The organism is Leeuwenhoekiella sp. A16 (genome assembly GCF_047946675.1).
GTDB lineage: Bacteria > Bacteroidota > Bacteroidia > Flavobacteriales > Flavobacteriaceae > Leeuwenhoekiella.
The window spans coordinates 1946369-1964667 of record NZ_CP172313.1; the positions used below are offsets into that span (position 1 = coordinate 1946369).

Genomic DNA, 18299 nt, shown 5'->3' on the forward strand with positions numbered 1-18299 from the left:
GTGTGAATGACAAGTTTAAAATCGTAGCCGTTTATCAGTATTCATCAGAAGCAATAATCTTCAAAGGGATGCTGGAGTCTGAAGGAATTGAAGCCTTTTTACAAGATCAATATACCGTAGATACAGATCCCATTATCAGTAATGCTATAGGCGGAGTTAAACTCGCCGTTTGGGAAAATGATGCAGAAAAAGCAAAGAAAATCCTTTCTACAGTTGAGGAATATTCACTAGACGACAGCGGTGAGCCTCTTCACTGTCCTAAATGTAACAGCACAGATATAGATTATTTTACGAGCATAAAAAGCTTTAGGGCGCTGATTTCTTTTTTAGTGAGTTTGCTTGTTGTTGTCTTGCCTTTCTATACAAGGTATACATACAGATGTGAAGTCTGTCACAATCAATTTAATCGTAATGAGTAAAAACATATTTTTTATTACCGGCATTTCTACTGAAGTGGGTAAAACGGTAGCTTCCGCAATTGTTACAGAAGCTTTAGAAGCCGATTACTGGAAGCCTATACAAGCCGGTGATCTTGACCATACAGATACTAATAAAGTAGAGAAACTGGTTTCAAACCAAAAAACCAAATTCCACCCCAGCGCTTTCGAATTACAGACTCCTATGAGTCCGCATGCCGCGGCAGAAATTGATGGTGTGCATATCGCTTCCGCGGAAATAAAAATTCCTGAAACGGAGAATAATCTGGTAATTGAAGGTGCCGGTGGACTGCTAGTCCCCATCAGCGACACCGAAACTATTTTAGATCTTATCAAACCCGATTATAAAGTAATTGTGGTTTCACGACATTATTTGGGCAGTATCAATCACACGTTGCTTACGATAGAAAAGCTGAAACAAAGTGGTAAAGACATACACGGCATCTTATTCAGCGGCGCAGAAATCGAGTCAACAGAATCAATTATCGCAAAAATGTCTGGCGTTCCTATCTTAGGTCGAATAGACGAAGAACCCTATTTTGATAAAATGGTGGTGAAGGAGTATGCTGAAATTTTAAAAGAGAAACTTATTTGATATAATCGTTTCCTCTCCCTTGGGGAGAAGGCGGGGGATGAGGGAGCCCTCACCTCAATCCTCTCCCATTAGGAGAGGAAGCTAATAAGATAAAGACATGAGCTTAACAGAAAGAGATAAAAAACACATTTGGCACCCGTTGACGCAGCACAAACTGCACCCGGAATCTTTGCCTATTGTAAAGGCAAAAGGAGCTTTGTTATGGGATGAAAACGGGAAAGAATATGTAGATGCGATTTCCTCGTGGTACACTGCCGTTTATGGGCATTGCAACGACTATATAACTAGTAAGGCCTATGAGCAAATGCAACAGCTGGACCAGGTGGTTTTTAGCGGATTTACACACGAGCCGGCAATAAAATTATCTGAGGAGTTGATGAAAATCCTCCCAGGGAATCAGCAGAAAGTGATGTTTAATGACAACGGTTCTACTTCTACTGAAATTGGTATAAAAATGGCCTTACAGTACCATCACAATCAAGGCAATTCCCGCAAAACTCTACTGGCTTTTGAAAATGGTTTTCATGGCGATACGCTTGGTGCAATGTCAGTTTCCGGACTTTCAGTTTATAACGGGCCATTTGAAGAATTTTTTATTGATGTAAAGCGCATTCCTTTGCCTGACCGCGAAAATATGAATGATATTCTTAAAGCTATTGAAAGCTTTCATGCCGAAACTCCTTTAGCCGGATTTATCTATGAACCGCTGGTTCAGGGAGCTGCCGGAATGTTAATGTATGAACCTGATGGGCTAGAACAGATTCTCAAACTCTGCCATTCCCTGGATATTATCACAATTGCAGATGAGGTGATGACAGGTTTTGGTAAAACCGGGAAATATTTCGCTTCAGATTATTTAGCCGAAAAACCAGATGTGATGTGCCTTTCAAAGGCGCTTACGGCAGGACTGGTGCCTATGGGAATTACGACTTGTACTCAAAGAGTTTATGACGCATTTTATGCAGATGATATTGGCAAAGGTTTGTTTCATGCGCATACTTATTCGGCAAATCCTATTGCATGTGCAACCGCGCTTGCCGCTCTTGATTTATTAAATTCTGATGAAATTCAGGAAAAAATTAAAACCATAATGGGTTGGCACGAGGGGTTTAATGCATCCATAAAAGATCATCCTAAGGTCAAAAATACCCGCCAGCGCGGCATTATCTATGCGCTGGATCTCAATATCAAGATAGAACGCTACGGCGATCTGCGCTATGAACTCTTTAATTTCTGTATGGAAAATGGCGTTTATTTGCGGCCATTAGGAGCAACGCTTTATATTTTAGCGCCTTATGTGATTACCAAAGAAGAGATGGAAAAAGTTTATGATGTAATAAGGAAGATTTTAGATAAATTTTAAATCAATGTATGGTACAATTTGACCAGTCTATTTGTAAAATTGACTTGATTTGCTATCCTTAATTATTGCGGCGGTCAAGTTTAACCTCTCTTATATCAATTGTCTCACCGGTATCTTCTACCTGAACTTCCAGAATTTCGTAGGTTTTATCGTCATCGCTACCCGAGGTTTTTACATATAAAGTAGCCTCACCTTTTGGCCCTCTAATTGGTATTTTGGCTTCTGCGGTTTTGTGTCCGTTATTAATACTTACATTATAACTGCCAAAGCCATCTTTTTCTATAGGCTCACCTAGTTCTGTCTGCACTCTTTTGTTTACCCGTGCAATTTCAAAAGCATCATCTGCACCAGTTCCTTTTTTTACTTCACTTACAAAGCCAAAAACCGCTGTACCCAATAGAATGATTGCCAGTAAAATTATTGTAAGACAGCCGCCGGTGGGTACAACCCATTTCCAGTTACGCGACCACCAACTGCGTTCTTCTTCTATGAGTTCGTTATTATAATTTGACATAATTAGATTTGTACTACGAATCTAACAGTATTTATGCTAAAAAATAATTTTTAGACGTTCTCCTTTTTTGAAATACTATTTTTGCAGCAGAAAAAATTTGTAGTGAAGCAACCAATTGCCATTACCGGAATTTCAGCCATTTCAGCCCTTGGTCATAATCCCGCATCAATTAGCCGAAATTATGCCCATAAAAGCCATTTTTTGAGCTATAAAGCCGATTTTCAGGCGTGGGTAGGAGAATTGCCGGAAGAAACCAAAAATCAGGTTGAATCCATTCGGGGTGAAAATCGTAATTATCAAGAGCTAGATCCCAGTGTTTTATATGCTATCTACGTTTCGCGAGAAGCGATGAAAATTGCCGGCTGGCAAAAAGGAGATGATTTTGGAATTAATATTGGTTCTTCGCGCGGTGCGACGCAGCTTTTTGAAAAATATTATTCCGCTTTTGCGAAAGATAATAAAAGCACAACACTGGCTTCGCCTACCACTACGCTGGGAAACATTTCTTCATGGGTGGCACAGGATTTACAAAACCACGGACCAGAAATTTCACATTCTATAACCTGCTCTACAGCTTTGCACGCTTTATTAAACGGAGTGGCTTGGTTGCAGGCCGGTATGTGTGATAAATTTTTAGTGGGCGGTAGCGAAGCAGCTTTAACAGCGTTTACTATTGAACAGATGCGAGCAATGAAGACGTATAGCAGAGCAGATGAGAAAAGTGAATTTCCGTGTTTAGCTTTTGACTTAAATAAAACCGAAAATACAATGGTTTTAGGCGAAGGTGCAGCTTCGGTATGTTTAGAGGTGGGGGAAAGAGAAAATGCCTTAGCCTACGTCACCGGAATAGGCTATGCTACAGAGAAATTAAAACACGCGGTCTCTATTTCCGCTGAAGCAGAATGTTTTCAAAGGTCGATGAAAATGGCAATTGAAGATGCTTTTGGCGAAAGTCATAGTGGTAATGCGATTTCTGACTTCTCAGGAATGAGAGAAAAAGTAGATGCTGTTGTAATGCATGCGCCGGGGACGATGCTAGGCGACAGCTCAGAATTTAAAGCGATCGAGAAAATTTTTGAAGGAAATCTTCCGTTATTAACAACTAATAAATGGAAGATAGGTCACTCTTTTGGTGCAAGTGGTTTGTTGAGTCTCGATCTTGCAATACGCATGCTACAAACACAGGAGTTTGTTGAAGTGCCTTTTATTTCGCCGCAAGGCAAAAACAAAACATTGAATAATATTTTAGTTAATGCAGTAGGTTTTGGCGGCAATGCAGTTAGTATTTTATTGAGTAAAGCTTAAACTGCTGCTGCGTTATAAACAACATATTTAGTATTTTTGAACTTAGAAGATTTTGCTATGCGACACGATTGGACCCGGGAAGAAATCCTGGAAATATACAATAAACCACTTATGGAGCTGCTTTATGATGCGGCTACTGTACATCGTTTACATCACGATCCTAACACCGTTCAGGTTTCTACACTGTTATCTATAAAAACAGGCGGTTGCCCGGAAGATTGCGGGTATTGCCCACAAGCGGCTCGTTATCATACAAATATTGAAGGTAATGACCTTATGGGTGTGCAGCAGGTAAAAGCCCAGGCTTTACGTGCAAAAGCAGCCGGTAGTTCGCGTGTTTGTATGGGTGCTGCATGGCGTAATGTAAAAGACGGGGAGGAATTTGATCAGGTGCTTGAAATGGTGCGTACTATTAATAAGCTTGATATGGAAGTTTGCTGTACGCTGGGTATGATAACCGAAAATCAAGCGCAACGTCTTGCAGAAGCCGGTTTGTACGCCTATAATCATAATCTTGATACTTCTGAAGATTATTATAAAGATGTGGTCTCAACACGTGCTTTTCAGGATAGACTTGATACTATAGGTAATGTGCGCAAGACTAACGTTACTGTTTGTAGCGGTGGTATAATAGGTATGGGAGAAAAACTAGAAGATCGTGCAGGAATGCTGGTAGCTCTTGCGACTCTTGATCCACAACCTGAATCTGTACCTATCAATGCTTTAGTAGCTGTTGAAGGAACACCTATGGAAGATATTGAGCCTATTTCTATCTGGGAAATGGTGCGTATGGTTGCTACAACGCGTATTGTAATGCCAGAAACACAGGTACGACTAAGTGCCGGGCGTACCCAGATGAGCAGAGAAGGACAAGCGATGTGCTTTTTCGCCGGAGCGAATTCTATTTTTGCCGGTGATAAATTGTTGACGACTCCCAATCCTGATGTAAATGAGGATATGGCGATGTTTAAATTATTAGGACTTAACCCTCAAAAAGCATTTGACAAAAAGGCGCAACCTCAAACAGTAGAGGCAGAGAATTCTGCTCATTTGCCTTTAGGCGAAAAACCAAAATGGTCACGCCCAGGTCACGTAATTCCCCGTAATGAAGTGGCAAAGGCCAAATCAAAAGCGTAGTATTTTAAACCAATCTAATTGAAGTTAACTGAAATAAATAGAGTCAAATCAATCTCTAAAGCAGAGTTTGTAGAACAATATCTCAAGCCTCAAAAACCAGTTGTTATTGAGGAACTTATAGGTGATTGGCCTGCTTATGACAAGTGGAGCCTCGATTATATAAAAGAAGTTGCGGGAGATCGTGAAGTGCCACTTTATGATGATCGCCCGGTGACCCATGAAGATGGTTTTAATGAAGCCCATGCAAAAATGAAAATGGCAGACTATATCGATCTGCTTAAAAGGGAGCCAACGAGTTACCGTATCTTTCTTTATAATATCATGAAAGATGTGCCTTCTCTTAAGAAGGATTTTAAATTCCCAAAAATAGGATTGCATTTATTGAAGCAGATCCCTATGGTATTTTTTGGTGGTGAGAACAGCAGGGTTTTTATGCACCATGACATTGACTGGGCAAACATTTTGCACTTCCATTTTCATGGTGAAAAGCAGTGTATTCTTTTTCCGCCTTCAGAAACGGAAAACCTCTATAAAGTACCACATTCTTTAATCACACGGGAGGATATAGATTTTGATAATCCTGATTATGAAAAATTCCCTGTGCTTAAAAAAGCTGAGGGTTATATCACCCATTTAAAACATGGTGAGACTTTATATATGCCTGAAGGTTACTGGCATTATATGAAATATGTAACTCCGGGATTTAGTATGAGTTTAAGGGCGCTTCCGCGAAAGCCAAAACATCTTGCCAAAGCTGTATACAACGTTTTTGTGATGCGGTATTACGATATTTTTATGCGCAAACGAAAAGGGCAAGCTTGGATTGATGAAAAGAATGAACGCGCCATTACTGAAACGCATGCCGCTCATGGTATTCCTGTTTAAAATCTAAACTTTAAATAACCTATTACATATCTGGGTACGGCTTCAAAAACCAGATCGCTACGTGTGTAATCTGAGATAGTGCTAAAGGTATATTCTTTTGTATTAAACAAGTTCTGTGCTTGTATCCCAAAAATATAGCCCTTTTTTTCCGGGCGGTATTCTAGGGTTAACGTACTGGCTTCATAAAAGGTATTATTGATGTGATGCACCTCGTTTTCTAAGTTTCCAAAAATACGGTCATTGAGCCTTAATATTGATTCTAGCTTTCCTTTGTAGGTTGTATTGGTATTTGTTGATCCTTGTATTTCTCCTCTGCTCACATTTAAGCCTCCTGAGAATCGAAAATTCAAAAATCCTTTCCAATAGGTTGTCCCTCTAAAATAGTAATTATCTGAGTTGTTTTCTATGCTATAAAAATCACTGTTCAACACGAAGGGATTTTTAAATCGGGTTTTGTTGTAGCCAAATTTAAAAGAGATTTTTGCTAAATCGCTGTAGGTTGTAAAACCTGCTCTAGCGGTAAATAAACTTCCACCAGGAGCGTAAACAAGGCGGGTGCTGTTTAAATTCTGCGTTAGTAGGCTGTTGGCAACAAGGTTTCTATTATATTCAGAGTAAGCTATACCTGCATCTATTAGGATGCGCTCTTTCTTTTTGCTTAAAATATAAGAAAAGGAATATTGGTTTGATGTTATGGCTTTAACTGTTGATGCACCCAAGCGTAAACTTCGGTAATTCTGTAGGACAAAGTTGCTGTTAAAGTGATTGAGTTTGGGGATTTCATTTTTTCTGCTAAAACCAAGGGAAAAAGATCCCACAGGTATTTTAATCAACCGCAATTTTACCTGTGGATTAAAAAATAAGAAGTGCTGGGGATCAATCCTGGGTTGATAGTTTATGTGTTGAAGTTGCAGCTCACTTTCCAGAAGGAGTTTATCTGGTATGAGGCTATACTGTCCTTTAAAAGCGGCGTATGTTTCAAATTCATTGAGTCGATTTATACCTGATAAGCTGTCTACCGCAGTAGATGTAGGTTGTTGCCCATCGGTTTGAGTGGCATCATATTTAATTTTACTTTTAGTATTTGTTATGCCTGCAAGCAGGGAATAGGAAAATTTGCCTATTTTAAATATCAGGCTTGTTTTTAGGCCTTGATAAATCGTGTTATCGAGTATGGCAGTTTTTATCGTAGTATTTGCCTGCTGGGTTTCTGTTAACAGGGTATTTGGAGAAATATCAAGCACAAATTCATTGTTTTGAGCCCCAGTAAAGCCATAGATTGTAAGTGCCCCTTTTTTGATCTTTGTTGTATGATGAATATTGGTTTCCAGTTTGTATTGCTTGTTTCCCAATGTTTGAGCGATGCTATTTTGATCATTGAAAAGCAGGCGGTTGCCCGATAGTTCTTCAGCAATGGAAAATTTAGTTTGAAAAGTGAGGAAATTATCGGTATTAATGGGATGTTTAACCTCCAAATCGTTGGTCAGATTTGTGTTTTTAAAGTCAAATTGGTTCAACTCGCTATAGGTGATGTTGCCATCAGGCAAAAAATAGAGTGTGTTATCTAAATAGTTTTTGTTTAAATTATCCTGATATATAAGAAGTGAATTTCTCAATTTGGTCTTTTCCCAGATGGATTTGTTGGCGAGCAGGTTATTTGAAATGCTTTTATTCTCTGTGTAAAATTTATCATCAAGCAGGGTAGAGTTACCTTGAAGGCTTAGCAAGGGTTCTGCCTGAAAGGTATAATTTTCATCAAAATCATTAAATCCCAAACTTTCAAATGTGTAATTTTCAAGTTGGCCTTTTGCAGGGTTTCCGGTAGTATTATAATTACCCAAATCCAGAAATTTTATTTCTGGACGTATCAGACCCAGGTTAATGTCTGCAAGATAGCGCTTGTCATTTCCTGCTCCTGCTTTAAATGTGCCAAACCAGATGGACTTTGATTTGTCTTTAAGTTTTAGGTTAATGACGACTGCCTCACTGTTTAAAAACTGTTTTAGAACCGGGTTTTCATCATAATTGCTGATTACCTCTACTTTATCAAGCACATTGGCATCGAGGTTTTTTGAGATGACTTTATAATTGCGGTCTGCGAGATCATCGCCCTCAATCAATATTTTTTGGATATTCTTGCCTTGTGCCTTAATATTGCCATTTTCATCAATCTCGATACCGGGAATATTTCTAAGTACGTCTTCAACAGTTTGCTCAGTCTTGTTTGTAAACGCAGCTACTTTATATGAAACCGTGTCTCTATTGATCTTTATTTTTTCATCAGATTTAAGCACGACGGTGTTGAGTTCTTCAACTTGCGGGAGGAGCTGAAAATCTAAACTAAGCTGGTTTTTTGTACTGAAAGCTAATTTTTGAGTTTGTTTTTTAAAGCCCAGACTATTTACCTCTAGAATAATAGAATCAAGTGTGTTTTTCATTTCAACCATTAATGAGTAGTCACCTTGGTTGTTGGTATAGGTGTAAGCTAAAATTGAATTGTCATTTTTTGCAATTATACTGGCAGAACCTACAGGGTCTTGGGAAATAGAGTCTATAATGATTCCAGAAATATAAAACTGCTGGCTCTTGGCTGACCATGTTGATAGAATGGCTACATACAGCAATAGTCTAATAAGTACTTTAATTTTCTTCTATTTTAAAGGCTTCTATCCTGCTTTTACTCATCTCATATTCATCATTATTTGAATAACCAGCACTTTCTGCGATCATTCTACCGCTTACCTGAGCATCAAGATATGTCTTTATAGAGAACTTTTTAAAATCTTCAAAAGTCATCCATATATCGTTAGGGGCTTTTATAGGCTTTAATAAATATGATTTTTTTGAGGGATATTCAATGTTTTTAAAATACCAATAGATTTCTTTATCAGTATCATAAGCTTCAAGAATTAATCCAGGAAGTCCTGAAAGCTTCCATGGGCCGTATGGTAAGGGTATTTTAGTGGTAAACCACGCCGTATAATTCCTGCCTCGAAAAAAAGCTGTTGCTTTTTGTACTGTATAATCCCCAATTTTTTTTGTTGTATCCTGGATTTTCCAAGGGATAGCTATGGTTTTATCTTTTATATATTTGAAACCCAAATCGCGTGAATATAGAATTTTATGATGAGAATTATAATAGTACAAAAAACCTTCGGGATTTGTCACTACTGTTATAGAACTGCCATTGCCATCAGTATGTTCAAAATTTCTCTGTTCCAATATATGACCGCCCTCTAATGAATCTTTACGGGTGATGTATAAAGAATTGCTGGTGTCAAAAACTAAAATAGCATTGTAGTCTGGACCTACCGAACTTCCCATTCCCATACTTTGTATTTCACCATAATTTACAATTCCGGTTTGTGCGTTGATGGAAATAGGGATTAAAAAAACTAAAAAAGTAGGTATAATAAATTTCATAGGATTAAAATTATGACCCAAAATTTAATCTTCTATCTTGGGTCATTGGTATTAAATTAACAGGTTAGCGGCACGCACTGATAAATTGATCTCTCAATGCATCCCCATACTCACAACGTACCGTGCCTTCGTAGTCAGCATTGCCATCCCCATCACAATCTACACTTATGTGCCTGTGACATTCAAAAGCAGTTTCAAAATTGCTTGTATTTGATGTCTCTGATGCATTTGAATCCAATGTAAAAGAAACAAGTACTACAGGTAAGAATAATTTTTTCGTATCGTTAATTATTTGATTAGTATTACTTAAAGATATATATATATATCAGAAATCATAATATCAATTCAAATACTTAACTTTTTATTAACACAAATTTACAGATGATTTGATGTTCAATGATATGGCACCACATCTTTAGCTTTTTCATAAACCCACTCTCCCGGCCAGTAACGATATAGCAGGTAATCGGCTAGTTTTTTTATTAGTAAGACCGATTTTTGGGTCATTTCAGGCGTTTTTCGTCAAGTGGGTTAAAGGTGTCGGTATAATTTCTGTGTCCTCATTCTGTGCAATGCTTGGGTTTAGATCAATTGTAATTAACATGTTTAATCTGATGTTGGAAATAACTGGTAACCAGTTTTTCATTATTGCTTCTTTTTATTTATTCTAAATAAGTTTTCCTAAAAGAAAAATTCTTTTACATTTGCCGCAATTTAAAACTGTTCTAAATTACTTTGCGACTCTTAAACTTTCATTTTTACACAGGAATTTTTGTTCTTTTCCTAATTTCTCTTCCGGCTGAGCTAACAGCTCAATCAAGCTATGGAAATATTTCAGGAACTGTTACATCTTCAGAAGATCTACCTTTAGAAGGGGTAACTGTGATTTTGACAACTCAAAACATAGGGACTGTTACAGATGCCAATGGTGAATTTCAATTTAATCAGATTAAGCCTGGTACATATATTTTAGAATTCAGATTTCTTGGATTTAGGACTGAGCAAAAAGAAGTAATACTTACATCTGGAGAAAACCTTAATGTAACCGTGAAATTAAGCGAAGAAGCTTATGAGATTGGTCAGGTTGAGCTTAAGGGCAAGTCGGCTATACGCAGAGTGAATGAGCAGGCATACGCCGTTTCTTCTGTTTCTACTAAAGAGCTTTATAACAGCACTTCAGACGCAAAAGAAGTATTAGACCGCGTGCCGGGAGTGCGGGTTTTGCAGGAAGGTGGCTTGGGTTCTAATTTAAGTTTCTCCTTAAACGGGTTTTCTGGGGATCAGGTAAAATTTTTCCTCGATGGTATCCCAATGGATAATTTTGGATCTTCTTTAAGCTTGAGTAGCATCCCTGTAAATTCTATTGCACGTATTGATGTTTACAAAGGAGTAGTGCCGGTTTGGTTAGGTACAGATGCGTTGGGAGGCGCTGTAAATATTATAACTAATCAAACGCATAATTTTCTGGATGCTTCCTATTCTTTTGGTTCATTTAACACGCATAGAGCGTCTGTAAATGGAGCTTATACAAATGCTGAAACTGGTTTTACAGTTAGAGGGAATTTAAATTATAATTATTCTAATAACGATTATAAGGTATTAGCAGAGATAAAAGATGCTAATGGAAACATTACTGACACGGCAGAAGTGAGAAGATTTCACGATAGGTATAGATCAGGAACTGTAAAGTTTGAAACCGGATTTGTGAACACAGATTTTGCAGATCAGCTTTTATTAGGAGTTATTGCTTCAGCAGATGATAATCAGGTACAAAATGGTGCCACTATGGCGACTGTTTATGGTGCTATAACCAGTGAAAGTACTTCTGTTATCCCAACCTTAAAATACAAGAAGAAGGATTTTCTTGCTGATGGTCTCGATGTTAGCCTTACCAGTTCATACAATATCACCAAAACCAAAAATATTGATACCCTTGCCGGTGTGCGCTATAACTGGTATGGAGATACAATAGAAAGTAATTCTTCTACAGATGCCGAAAATGGCGCTGCAAGCCTTGTTACTTTAGATGATGATGAGTTTACGGGTCAGTTTAATAGTGGGTATTTAATTAATGAAAAGCATGCTTTGGCTTTTAATTATGCATATCAATATTTTCATCGAGAGGTATTTGATGAAGAAAATCCGGAAAGAATACAGAACCAATTCCCCAAATCATTAAATAAGCATGTGCTTGGGTTGTCTTATAAATTTGATTATAATCAAAAATGGAGCACCACATTATTTGGGAAAGCCTATTTTTTGAAAGCTAAATCAAGCTTACAGTATGGCCTAACCGAAAATTCGACAAATGTATATGAATCGGCGAAGGAGAATTTTGGTTACGGTTTAGCTACTTCCTATTTTGTATTGCCTAATCTTCAATTAAAAACTTCTTACGAGCACACCTATCGCATGCCATGGGCTACTGAAATATTTGGTGATGGTTTGTTTGTACAGCCTAATGCCGATTTAGGCCCTGAACAGAGCGATAATTTAAACTTTGGAGCTACTTATGACTTTAGAGTGGCACAAGATCATCAATTTCAGGCAGATGGTACCTTTATTTACCGTAATTCAAAAGATCTTATATATCAGGTTGTGACAGTGGCTAGTCCACAAACTAATTACAGCAACTTAGCAGAATCGCGCACAGTGGGGGTTGAGGGAAGTCTTCGCTATAGCTGGAAAGATTTCTTTCGTTTACAAGCAAATATCACCTACCAGAATATTACTGATCAGGCAAATCAAACTTATAGTGAATATTCTGGCTATCAAACCAATTTTAATAAAGGTTCCCGCCTTCCCAATACACCTTATCTATTTGGGAATGCAGTTGCGGGGTTGTCTTTTAAAGATGTCGTTTTACAAGAATCACTTTTAAATGTGAACTACTACTATAACTATGTACAGGAATATTATTTAGGCTGGTCTAGATATGGCGATGTAGAAAGTAAAAGGGTGATTCCGCAACAGTCGTCTCACAGTTTAGAAGTGAGTTACAGTCTTATGGCTGGTAAATACAATATTTCACTAGAGTGTCGCAATTTCACAGATGAAATGCTATATGATAAATACAGGTTACAAAAACCAGGAAGAGCTTTTTACCTTAAACTAAGGTATGTTTTATAATAGAATGATGTATAATAATTAATTAAAGAATATGAATTCAATGAGTTTTACAAAGAGAATGGCATTACTATTTCTAGCTGTTCTAACGGTTTTTTCTTTTTCATCTTGTAGTAGTGATGATGATAGTGTGGGTGGTACAGATGATGATGGCGGCGCAGCCGTAGAGTATAATCCTTATGTGGTTTCTCTGGCTATTCAGGGTAGTGAAGGTGGTTTTACGTATTATTCAGTTCCTTTTGAGGATGTGATGAGCGGTACGCTTTCTGCAGCAGGACAAGGGATTGAGCAACCCGGTTATTACGATTTTACTCAGATCGATAATACAATTTATAGCCTTGGTGGTCTTGATGATGTAAATGTGGTTGCCATCACTAAAAATGAAGAAAATCAATCATTAGATCAAGCGGGTGATGTTTCTTTTGAAAACAGTCTTTCAGATCTTATAACCGGTAATGAAAACACATTGATTTCGGTGACTATGTCTGGTGCTTCAGATGTGATTGTTTTTCGCAAATTTGATGTAAATACTGTAGCTGTAACTGAAACCGTAGAAGTTCCTGTTTCTGAAATTACGGAACTTGTGGGACCTTCTTACTCAGGTATGGTTGTAAGTGATGACCATTTATTCTTAAGTTATTACATAAGCGATCCTAATACGTATGCTACTGGCTATACAGATCAGGCTGAAGTAGCGGTATTCTCTTATCCTGAACTTGAATTTGAAAAAGTGATTACAGATAATCGCGTGGGGCCAATAGGTGGGTTTAATGTGAAGTCTGGACTTATAAAAGATGAAGATGGAAATATTTATGCCGTTTCTCATTCTAATCCGGCTAACGGATTTAGCCAGAGCACTAAGCCTAGTGGAATCTTAAAAATCGATAGCGGCGCAACTGAGTTTGATACTGAATATTTCTTTGATATTGCAGAAGCTACAGGTGGTTATAATACTGCACACTTAAAATATCTGGGAGATGGTAAAGCTTTCGCTGAAATTAATATGGCAGCAAGAAATGAGCAGGGAGCGTGGTCAGACAGTCCGCTGGAATCTGCAGTGATCGATCTTGAAGCACAAACAGTGAACCTCGTAAGTGGTGTGCCTCAGCATAACGGGGACGGTAGAAGATTAGCAGCTCTACAGGAAGGTAATTTTGTATATCTGTGTATTCCTGAAGATGATGGTATTTTTGTGTATAAAATGGATACTGCAAATTACACAGCAACAAAAGGAGCTCAGGTAGAAGCTAATTTTGTCGCAGGATTTTTTAAATTATAACATTTTATTTGCCGGCTCGCTAGTATTTAGCGAGTCGGTTTTATTTACTCTATTTCCTGTTTTCGAATGGCAAAAGGCAATAAAAAGAAAACTAAAGGTAACTTAAGAAAGCTCAATGACTGGCTGCATCTCTGGCTTGGCCTTGGTAGTGGCATAGTTGTATTTATCGTAAGTATCACGGGTTGTTTTTATGCTTTTCAGCAAGAGATAAAAGATTATTTTGAGCCTTGGCGTTTTGTTGAAGTACAGAATAAACAATTTGTGCCGCCTAGTAAAATACTCGATACCGCACTGGCATATATGCCGGGACAAGAGCCTTCCGGTCTTACTTACAGTAATGCAGAAGGAGCTGCGGCAGTTGGTTTTAACTCTTTTGAAGATGGAAAAAGAAGTTTTACAGCTGTTTTTGTTAATCCGTATACCGGAGAATTTTTAAAAAAACAACAGATACTGGGAAGCGGTAATTTTGACTTCTTCCGTTTTATTATAGATGGCCACAGAGCTTTATGGATGCCTTATGAAATAGGCAGGCCAATTGTGGGTGTTTGTACTTTGATCTTTCTTCTTCTTTTGATTACAGGCTTAATTATGTGGTGGCCAAAAAATTTCAAAAAAGCCAACTTTAATAAGAGTTTTAAAATTAAATGGAACGGTAGTTTTAAGAGGGTAAATTATGATCTTCATAATGTCCTTGGTTTCTATAGTTTGGTTTTAGCATTAGTTATTGCAGTCACGGGTCTGGTCTACAGTTTTGAGTGGTTTGCAGATTCTTTATATTATGTTACATCAGGAGGAGAGTCTATGCCAGAGCATCACCATCCTCATTCTGATATAGCTCAAAAAGATTTAGCACAGGATGATGGTATAACAGCGCTAGACAGAGCCTGGTATAAAACCATATCTCAGGAACCTGATGTGCAGGGAATGTATATGACGCCTGTTTTAAAAGATGAGGATGATGCGATAGAGATAGTTGCTTATCAGGATCACGGTTCTTTTTTTAACAGGAATGAATATTACTACGATCAGTATACTTTAGAGCAATTTCGTGTAAAGGGAGATCGGTTTGAAGAAGCTGATTTTGCAGATCAATTAAATATGCTCAATTATGATATACATATAGGTGCGGCACTAGGACTTCCCGGAAAAATTCTGGCATTTTTTATAAGTCTGATATGTGCAAGTCTTCCTGTTACCGGCTTTTTAGTATGGCTCAATAAGAAGAAAGGAAAAAAGAAACCTGCAAAGCAGGTTGTAGCCGTGTAAAATAATGAGCTTACTTAAGCTCATTTATTTTTTCATAAATTAAGTTACTTTCCCAACCACGATACTGAAGATAAGTCATCAATTTATTTTTCTTTTTGTAGAGGTTTTTCTCGGTTTTTAGCTGTTTTAACCGCTTTTTGACCAGTTTTTCAAAGGTTTTTAGATAATCTGTCTCTTCAATTTCAGTTAAGGCAAGATCTATATTGTATTTTGTTATTTCGCGGAGTTTAAGTTCGCGTATTATTCTAGTCTTCCCCCATTTTTTACTTCTGAACTTTCCTCTTGCAAAACTGCGAGCAAATCTTTCTTCATCAAGAAATTTATCCTGAATGAGTTGATAGATGATATGGTCTATTGCTTCAGGGATCATACGCATTTCTTTAAGCTTTTCCTGTACTTCCTTATGGCAACGATCCTGATAAGCACAATAGTTTTCCAGCTTTTTTAAAGCTTCATCTACGGTATATGTCTTTACGGTTTGTTGCATTTACTTATTTCAATGTTCAAAGTTACAGATTCAAAAGTTAATCCCTCTCTGCCTTCGGCATCTCTCCCAAAGGCAAAGAGTTATTAATTTTAGTTGTTATTAAACCTTAAAAAAGGCTCTGATTTTATAATTTCTTGATTCTTCTCCCTTTGGGAGAAGTGCCCGGAGGGCGATGAGGGCGGGCAATAAAAAACCCCCACCGTTTGCACGATGAGGGTTATTTCAGTTTTATCTAATTTCTTTCCCGTCTTTATCTGTAAAGCGGTACTCAAGATACGTGTAAGCATCTCTGGGCATGATTTTTACCCATTTTTTATTGTCTAAAAACCATTTAGAACGTATTGAGGGGAAGCCTTTTGTCAAGAAGGCTGCTATAAATGGATGCGTGTGTAACGTAATCTTTTTATAGTCTTTTTTTAATAGTTTTATAAGGTCTGTCTGAATACGATTAACCACTCCTATTGGGGCTTCAATCTCACCATCGTCATTGGGACTGTTAGGGTCTCTCTCACGTGTTTTAATATTCATTTCAGGTCTTACGCGTTGCCTTGTAATCTGGATTAAACCAAATTTACTTGGGGGTAATATTTTATGTTTAGCGCGATCGTCACTCATCTCATCACGAAGATGGTTAAAGAGGGTTTTACGATTTTCGGCTTTTCCCATATCTATAAAGTCAATCACAATGATACCACCCATATCTCTAAGGCGTAATTGTCTGGCAATTTCAGTTGCCGCAATCATGTTTACCTCGAGAGCAGTGTCTTCCTGGCTTCTTGCTTTGTTAGATCGGTTACCGCTGTTTACATCAATTACGTGCAGTGCCTCAGTATGTTCTATAACAAGATAGGCACCTTTACTCATTGATACGGTTTTACCAAACGAAGTTTTGATCTGTCGCTCGATGCCATACTTTTCAAATATGGGGATGTTGTTCTGGTGTAGCTTTACGATATTTTCTTTATTAGGCGCAATCTCTTGCAGGTATTCTTTTAGTTGATAATACAACGTCTCGTCGTCAACACAGATACCGGTAAAGGTGTCATTAAATATGTCTCTTAAAATAGAAGAGGCTCTATTCATTTCTCCTAATACCTTACTGGGAAGAACGGCATTGTGTAGCTTCTTTGACATGGCGGTCCAACGGTCTACCAGGTTTTGTAGATCTTTATCCAGCTCTGCTACTAACTTTCCTTCTGCAACTGTACGTACAATTACACCAAAGCCTTTAGGTCGTATACTTTGTACTAATCGTTTTAATCTTGCTTTTTCTTCTTTAGATTCTATTTTTTGTGAAATAGATATTCTGTCTGAAAAAGGAACAAGTACCACATATCTCCCGGCGATAGATAGCTCACTGCTAATTCTGGGCCCTTTTGTTGATATGGGTTCTTTTACAACCTGTACTAGAATTGACTGGTTAGATTTGACAGCATCGGTAATCTTCCCGTTTTTGTCTATATCTTTCTCTGAGGGAAAGTTCTTTAAAGAGTAATCTTTTAATTTACCTGTGCTTACACGTTTTACGAATTTTAAAAGAGTAGGAAGTTGTGGTCCTAAGTCATGATAATGCAAAAAAGCATCTTTTTCATAACCTACATTGACAAATGCAGCATTAAGACCTGTTACAGTCTTGCGAATTTTTGCGATAAAAATATCACCTACGCTAAACTGGTTGTCTTCCTCATCCTTATGTAATTCTATTAGTTTCCCATCTTTTAAGAGGGCAAAATCAACTGAAGTGGAACTGGATCTAATGATTAATTCATTATTCACGCTTCATTAAGTTATATCTGCGAAAGCACGCTTTCACAAATTGATTAAACAAATATTTTATCACAGGATTTTTGTAACCGTTAAGATCAGGATGTAATTAAGTGAAGGTAAGTAACCTTAATTTCCTAATCTTGATGTCAAAGAACATATGCCTTTAAAAAAGGCATAATAAAAGAAAAAGTAGTGCTAGACTACTTTTTCTTTTTGTGACGATTAGCTCTACGTCTTTTTTTACGCTTGTGCGTAGCTACCTTGTGTCTTTTTCTCTTTTTACCACTTGGCATAGGAGCTTAGTTTTTTTAATTAATATTTAATTTTCGTCAACAGCAACATTAGACTTTACGCCTTCTACAAAAACCTTAGCAGGCTTAAATGCAGGAATGTTGTGTGCAGGTATTTTGATAGTTGTGTTCTTAGAAATGTTACGGCCGGTTTTCTCAGCACGTGTTTTAATGATGAAACTTCCAAAACCTCTAAGATAAACATTGTCACCACTTTCTAGTGAATTCTTTACTTCGGTCATAAATGTTTCAACAGTTGCCTGTACATCATTCTTTTCGATTCCTAATTTCTCGGAAATTTTAGCAACAATATCTGCTTTTGTCATTACTTATTTATTTTAGGGGTTAAAAATTTCAAGGGTGCAAATATAACGATTAATAAATCAATTTTTCAAACGTAATAGATTAAATTATAATGACATAAA

General features: G+C 37.5%; 15 protein-coding genes. 9 read left to right on the forward strand and 6 right to left on the reverse strand.

Annotated elements, in window-relative coordinates; genetic code table 11:
- The first annotated feature begins 2 nt into the window (after positions 1-2).
- The 3 genes from ACH3O9_RS08305 (at position 3) to bioA (ending at position 2395) form a co-directional block, all read left to right on the forward strand.
- A complete protein-coding gene (locus ACH3O9_RS08305; RefSeq protein ID WP_416446168.1) occupies positions 3-419 on the forward strand; it encodes a putative signal transducing protein in 417 nt (138 codons plus the stop codon).
- On the forward strand, positions 412-1032 hold the full coding sequence (gene bioD / locus ACH3O9_RS08310) for a dethiobiotin synthase (RefSeq protein WP_416446170.1): 621 nt from the start codon (positions 412-414) through the stop codon (positions 1030-1032). The genes ACH3O9_RS08305 and bioD overlap by 8 nt, the downstream gene beginning before the upstream one ends.
- A 97-nt stretch (positions 1033-1129) precedes the next feature.
- A complete protein-coding gene (gene bioA, locus ACH3O9_RS08315) occupies positions 1130-2395 on the forward strand; it encodes an adenosylmethionine--8-amino-7-oxononanoate transaminase (protein WP_416446172.1) in 1266 nt (421 codons plus the stop codon).
- Positions 2396-2453: 58 nt separating this feature from the next.
- Here bioA and ACH3O9_RS08320 read toward each other — a convergent pair whose 3' ends face one another.
- A complete protein-coding gene (locus ACH3O9_RS08320; RefSeq protein WP_416446174.1) occupies positions 2454-2909 on the reverse strand; it encodes a cytochrome c oxidase assembly factor Coa1 family protein in 456 nt (151 codons plus the stop codon).
- A gap of 102 nt (positions 2910-3011) precedes the next feature.
- On the opposite strand from ACH3O9_RS08320, the gene ACH3O9_RS08325 reads away from it, so the two are divergent.
- From ACH3O9_RS08325 to ACH3O9_RS08335, 3 genes are read left to right on the forward strand one after another with little or no spacing between them, the layout of a single operon-like run.
- The gene (locus ACH3O9_RS08325) at positions 3012-4214 is read left to right on the forward strand and encodes a beta-ketoacyl synthase N-terminal-like domain-containing protein (RefSeq protein ID WP_416446176.1); all 1203 of its coding nucleotides are present in this window, start codon (positions 3012-3014) and stop codon (positions 4212-4214) included.
- A gap of 57 nt (positions 4215-4271) precedes the next feature.
- On the forward strand, positions 4272-5351 hold the full coding sequence (bioB, locus tag ACH3O9_RS08330; RefSeq protein ID WP_416446178.1) for a biotin synthase BioB: 1080 nt from the start codon (positions 4272-4274) through the stop codon (positions 5349-5351).
- 18 nt (positions 5352-5369) lie between these two features.
- Positions 5370-6236 (forward strand): cupin-like domain-containing protein, encoded by an 867-nt coding sequence (locus tag ACH3O9_RS08335; protein WP_416446180.1) that lies wholly within the window; start codon positions 5370-5372, stop codon positions 6234-6236.
- Here ACH3O9_RS08335 and ACH3O9_RS08340 read toward each other — a convergent pair.
- Complete coding sequence (locus ACH3O9_RS08340; RefSeq protein WP_416446182.1) at positions 6233-8860, reverse strand: carboxypeptidase-like regulatory domain-containing protein; 2628 nt, start codon at positions 8858-8860, stop codon at positions 6233-6235. The genes ACH3O9_RS08335 and ACH3O9_RS08340 overlap by 4 nt on opposite strands.
- 16 nt (positions 8861-8876) lie before the next feature.
- Positions 8877-9659, reverse strand: a complete 783-nt coding sequence (locus tag ACH3O9_RS08345) for a GLPGLI family protein (RefSeq protein ID WP_416446184.1) — start codon at positions 9657-9659, stop codon at positions 8877-8879.
- A gap of 735 nt (positions 9660-10394) precedes the next feature.
- Between ACH3O9_RS08345 and ACH3O9_RS08350 the strand changes: the two genes are divergently transcribed.
- From ACH3O9_RS08350 to ACH3O9_RS08360, 3 genes are all read left to right on the forward strand, one after another.
- On the forward strand, positions 10395-12788 hold the full coding sequence (locus ACH3O9_RS08350; protein ID WP_416446186.1) for a TonB-dependent receptor domain-containing protein: 2394 nt from the start codon (positions 10395-10397) through the stop codon (positions 12786-12788).
- 31 nt (positions 12789-12819) lie between these two features.
- Positions 12820-14064: a DUF4374 domain-containing protein gene (locus ACH3O9_RS08355; protein ID WP_416446188.1), complete on the forward strand. Its 1245-nt coding sequence runs from the start codon at positions 12820-12822 to the stop codon at positions 14062-14064.
- A 66-nt stretch (positions 14065-14130) separates the two neighbouring features.
- Positions 14131-15330 carry a PepSY-associated TM helix domain-containing protein gene (locus ACH3O9_RS08360; RefSeq protein WP_416446190.1) on the forward strand — a complete coding sequence of 400 codons (1200 nt, stop codon included), beginning with the start codon at positions 14131-14133 and terminating at the stop codon, positions 15328-15330.
- Positions 15331-15340: 10 nt separating this feature from the next.
- Here the strand turns inward: ACH3O9_RS08360 and ACH3O9_RS08365 are convergent, their stop codons facing one another.
- From ACH3O9_RS08365 to ACH3O9_RS08375, 3 genes are all read right to left on the reverse strand, one after another.
- On the reverse strand, positions 15341-15817 hold the full coding sequence (locus tag ACH3O9_RS08365; protein WP_416446192.1) for a regulatory protein RecX: 477 nt from the start codon (positions 15815-15817) through the stop codon (positions 15341-15343).
- Between the two features lie 228 nt (positions 15818-16045).
- The gene (locus ACH3O9_RS08370) at positions 16046-17593 is read right to left on the reverse strand and encodes an Rne/Rng family ribonuclease (RefSeq protein ID WP_416446194.1); all 1548 of its coding nucleotides are present in this window, start codon (positions 17591-17593) and stop codon (positions 16046-16048) included.
- A 310-nt stretch (positions 17594-17903) separates the two neighbouring features.
- On the reverse strand, positions 17904-18200 hold the full coding sequence (locus ACH3O9_RS08375; RefSeq protein ID WP_416446196.1) for an HU family DNA-binding protein: 297 nt from the start codon (positions 18198-18200) through the stop codon (positions 17904-17906).
- Between the last annotated feature and the right edge of the window lie 99 nt (positions 18201-18299).

What these genes read in the sequence shown, in the direction of transcription:
- bioD (WP_416446170.1), top strand. Translation starts at nt 412, where the DNA reads ATGAGTAAAAACATATTTTTTATTACCGGCATTTCTACTGAAGTGGGT.
- bioA (WP_416446172.1), top strand. Translation starts at nt 1,130, where the DNA reads ATGAGCTTAACAGAAAGAGATAAAAAACACATTTGGCACCCGTTGACG.
- ACH3O9_RS08320 (WP_416446174.1), bottom strand. Translation starts at nt 2,909, where the DNA reads ATGTCAAATTATAATAACGAACTCATAGAAGAAGAACGCAGTTGGTGG.
- bioB (WP_416446178.1), top strand. Translation starts at nt 4,272, where the DNA reads ATGCGACACGATTGGACCCGGGAAGAAATCCTGGAAATATACAATAAA.
- ACH3O9_RS08345 (WP_416446184.1), bottom strand. Translation starts at nt 9,659, where the DNA reads ATGAAATTTATTATACCTACTTTTTTAGTTTTTTTAATCCCTATTTCC.
- ACH3O9_RS08355 (WP_416446188.1), top strand. Translation starts at nt 12,820, where the DNA reads ATGAATTCAATGAGTTTTACAAAGAGAATGGCATTACTATTTCTAGCT.
- ACH3O9_RS08360 (WP_416446190.1), top strand. Translation starts at nt 14,131, where the DNA reads ATGGCAAAAGGCAATAAAAAGAAAACTAAAGGTAACTTAAGAAAGCTC.
- ACH3O9_RS08365 (WP_416446192.1), bottom strand. Translation starts at nt 15,817, where the DNA reads ATGCAACAAACCGTAAAGACATATACCGTAGATGAAGCTTTAAAAAAG.
- ACH3O9_RS08375 (WP_416446196.1), bottom strand. Translation starts at nt 18,200, where the DNA reads ATGACAAAAGCAGATATTGTTGCTAAAATTTCCGAGAAATTAGGAATC.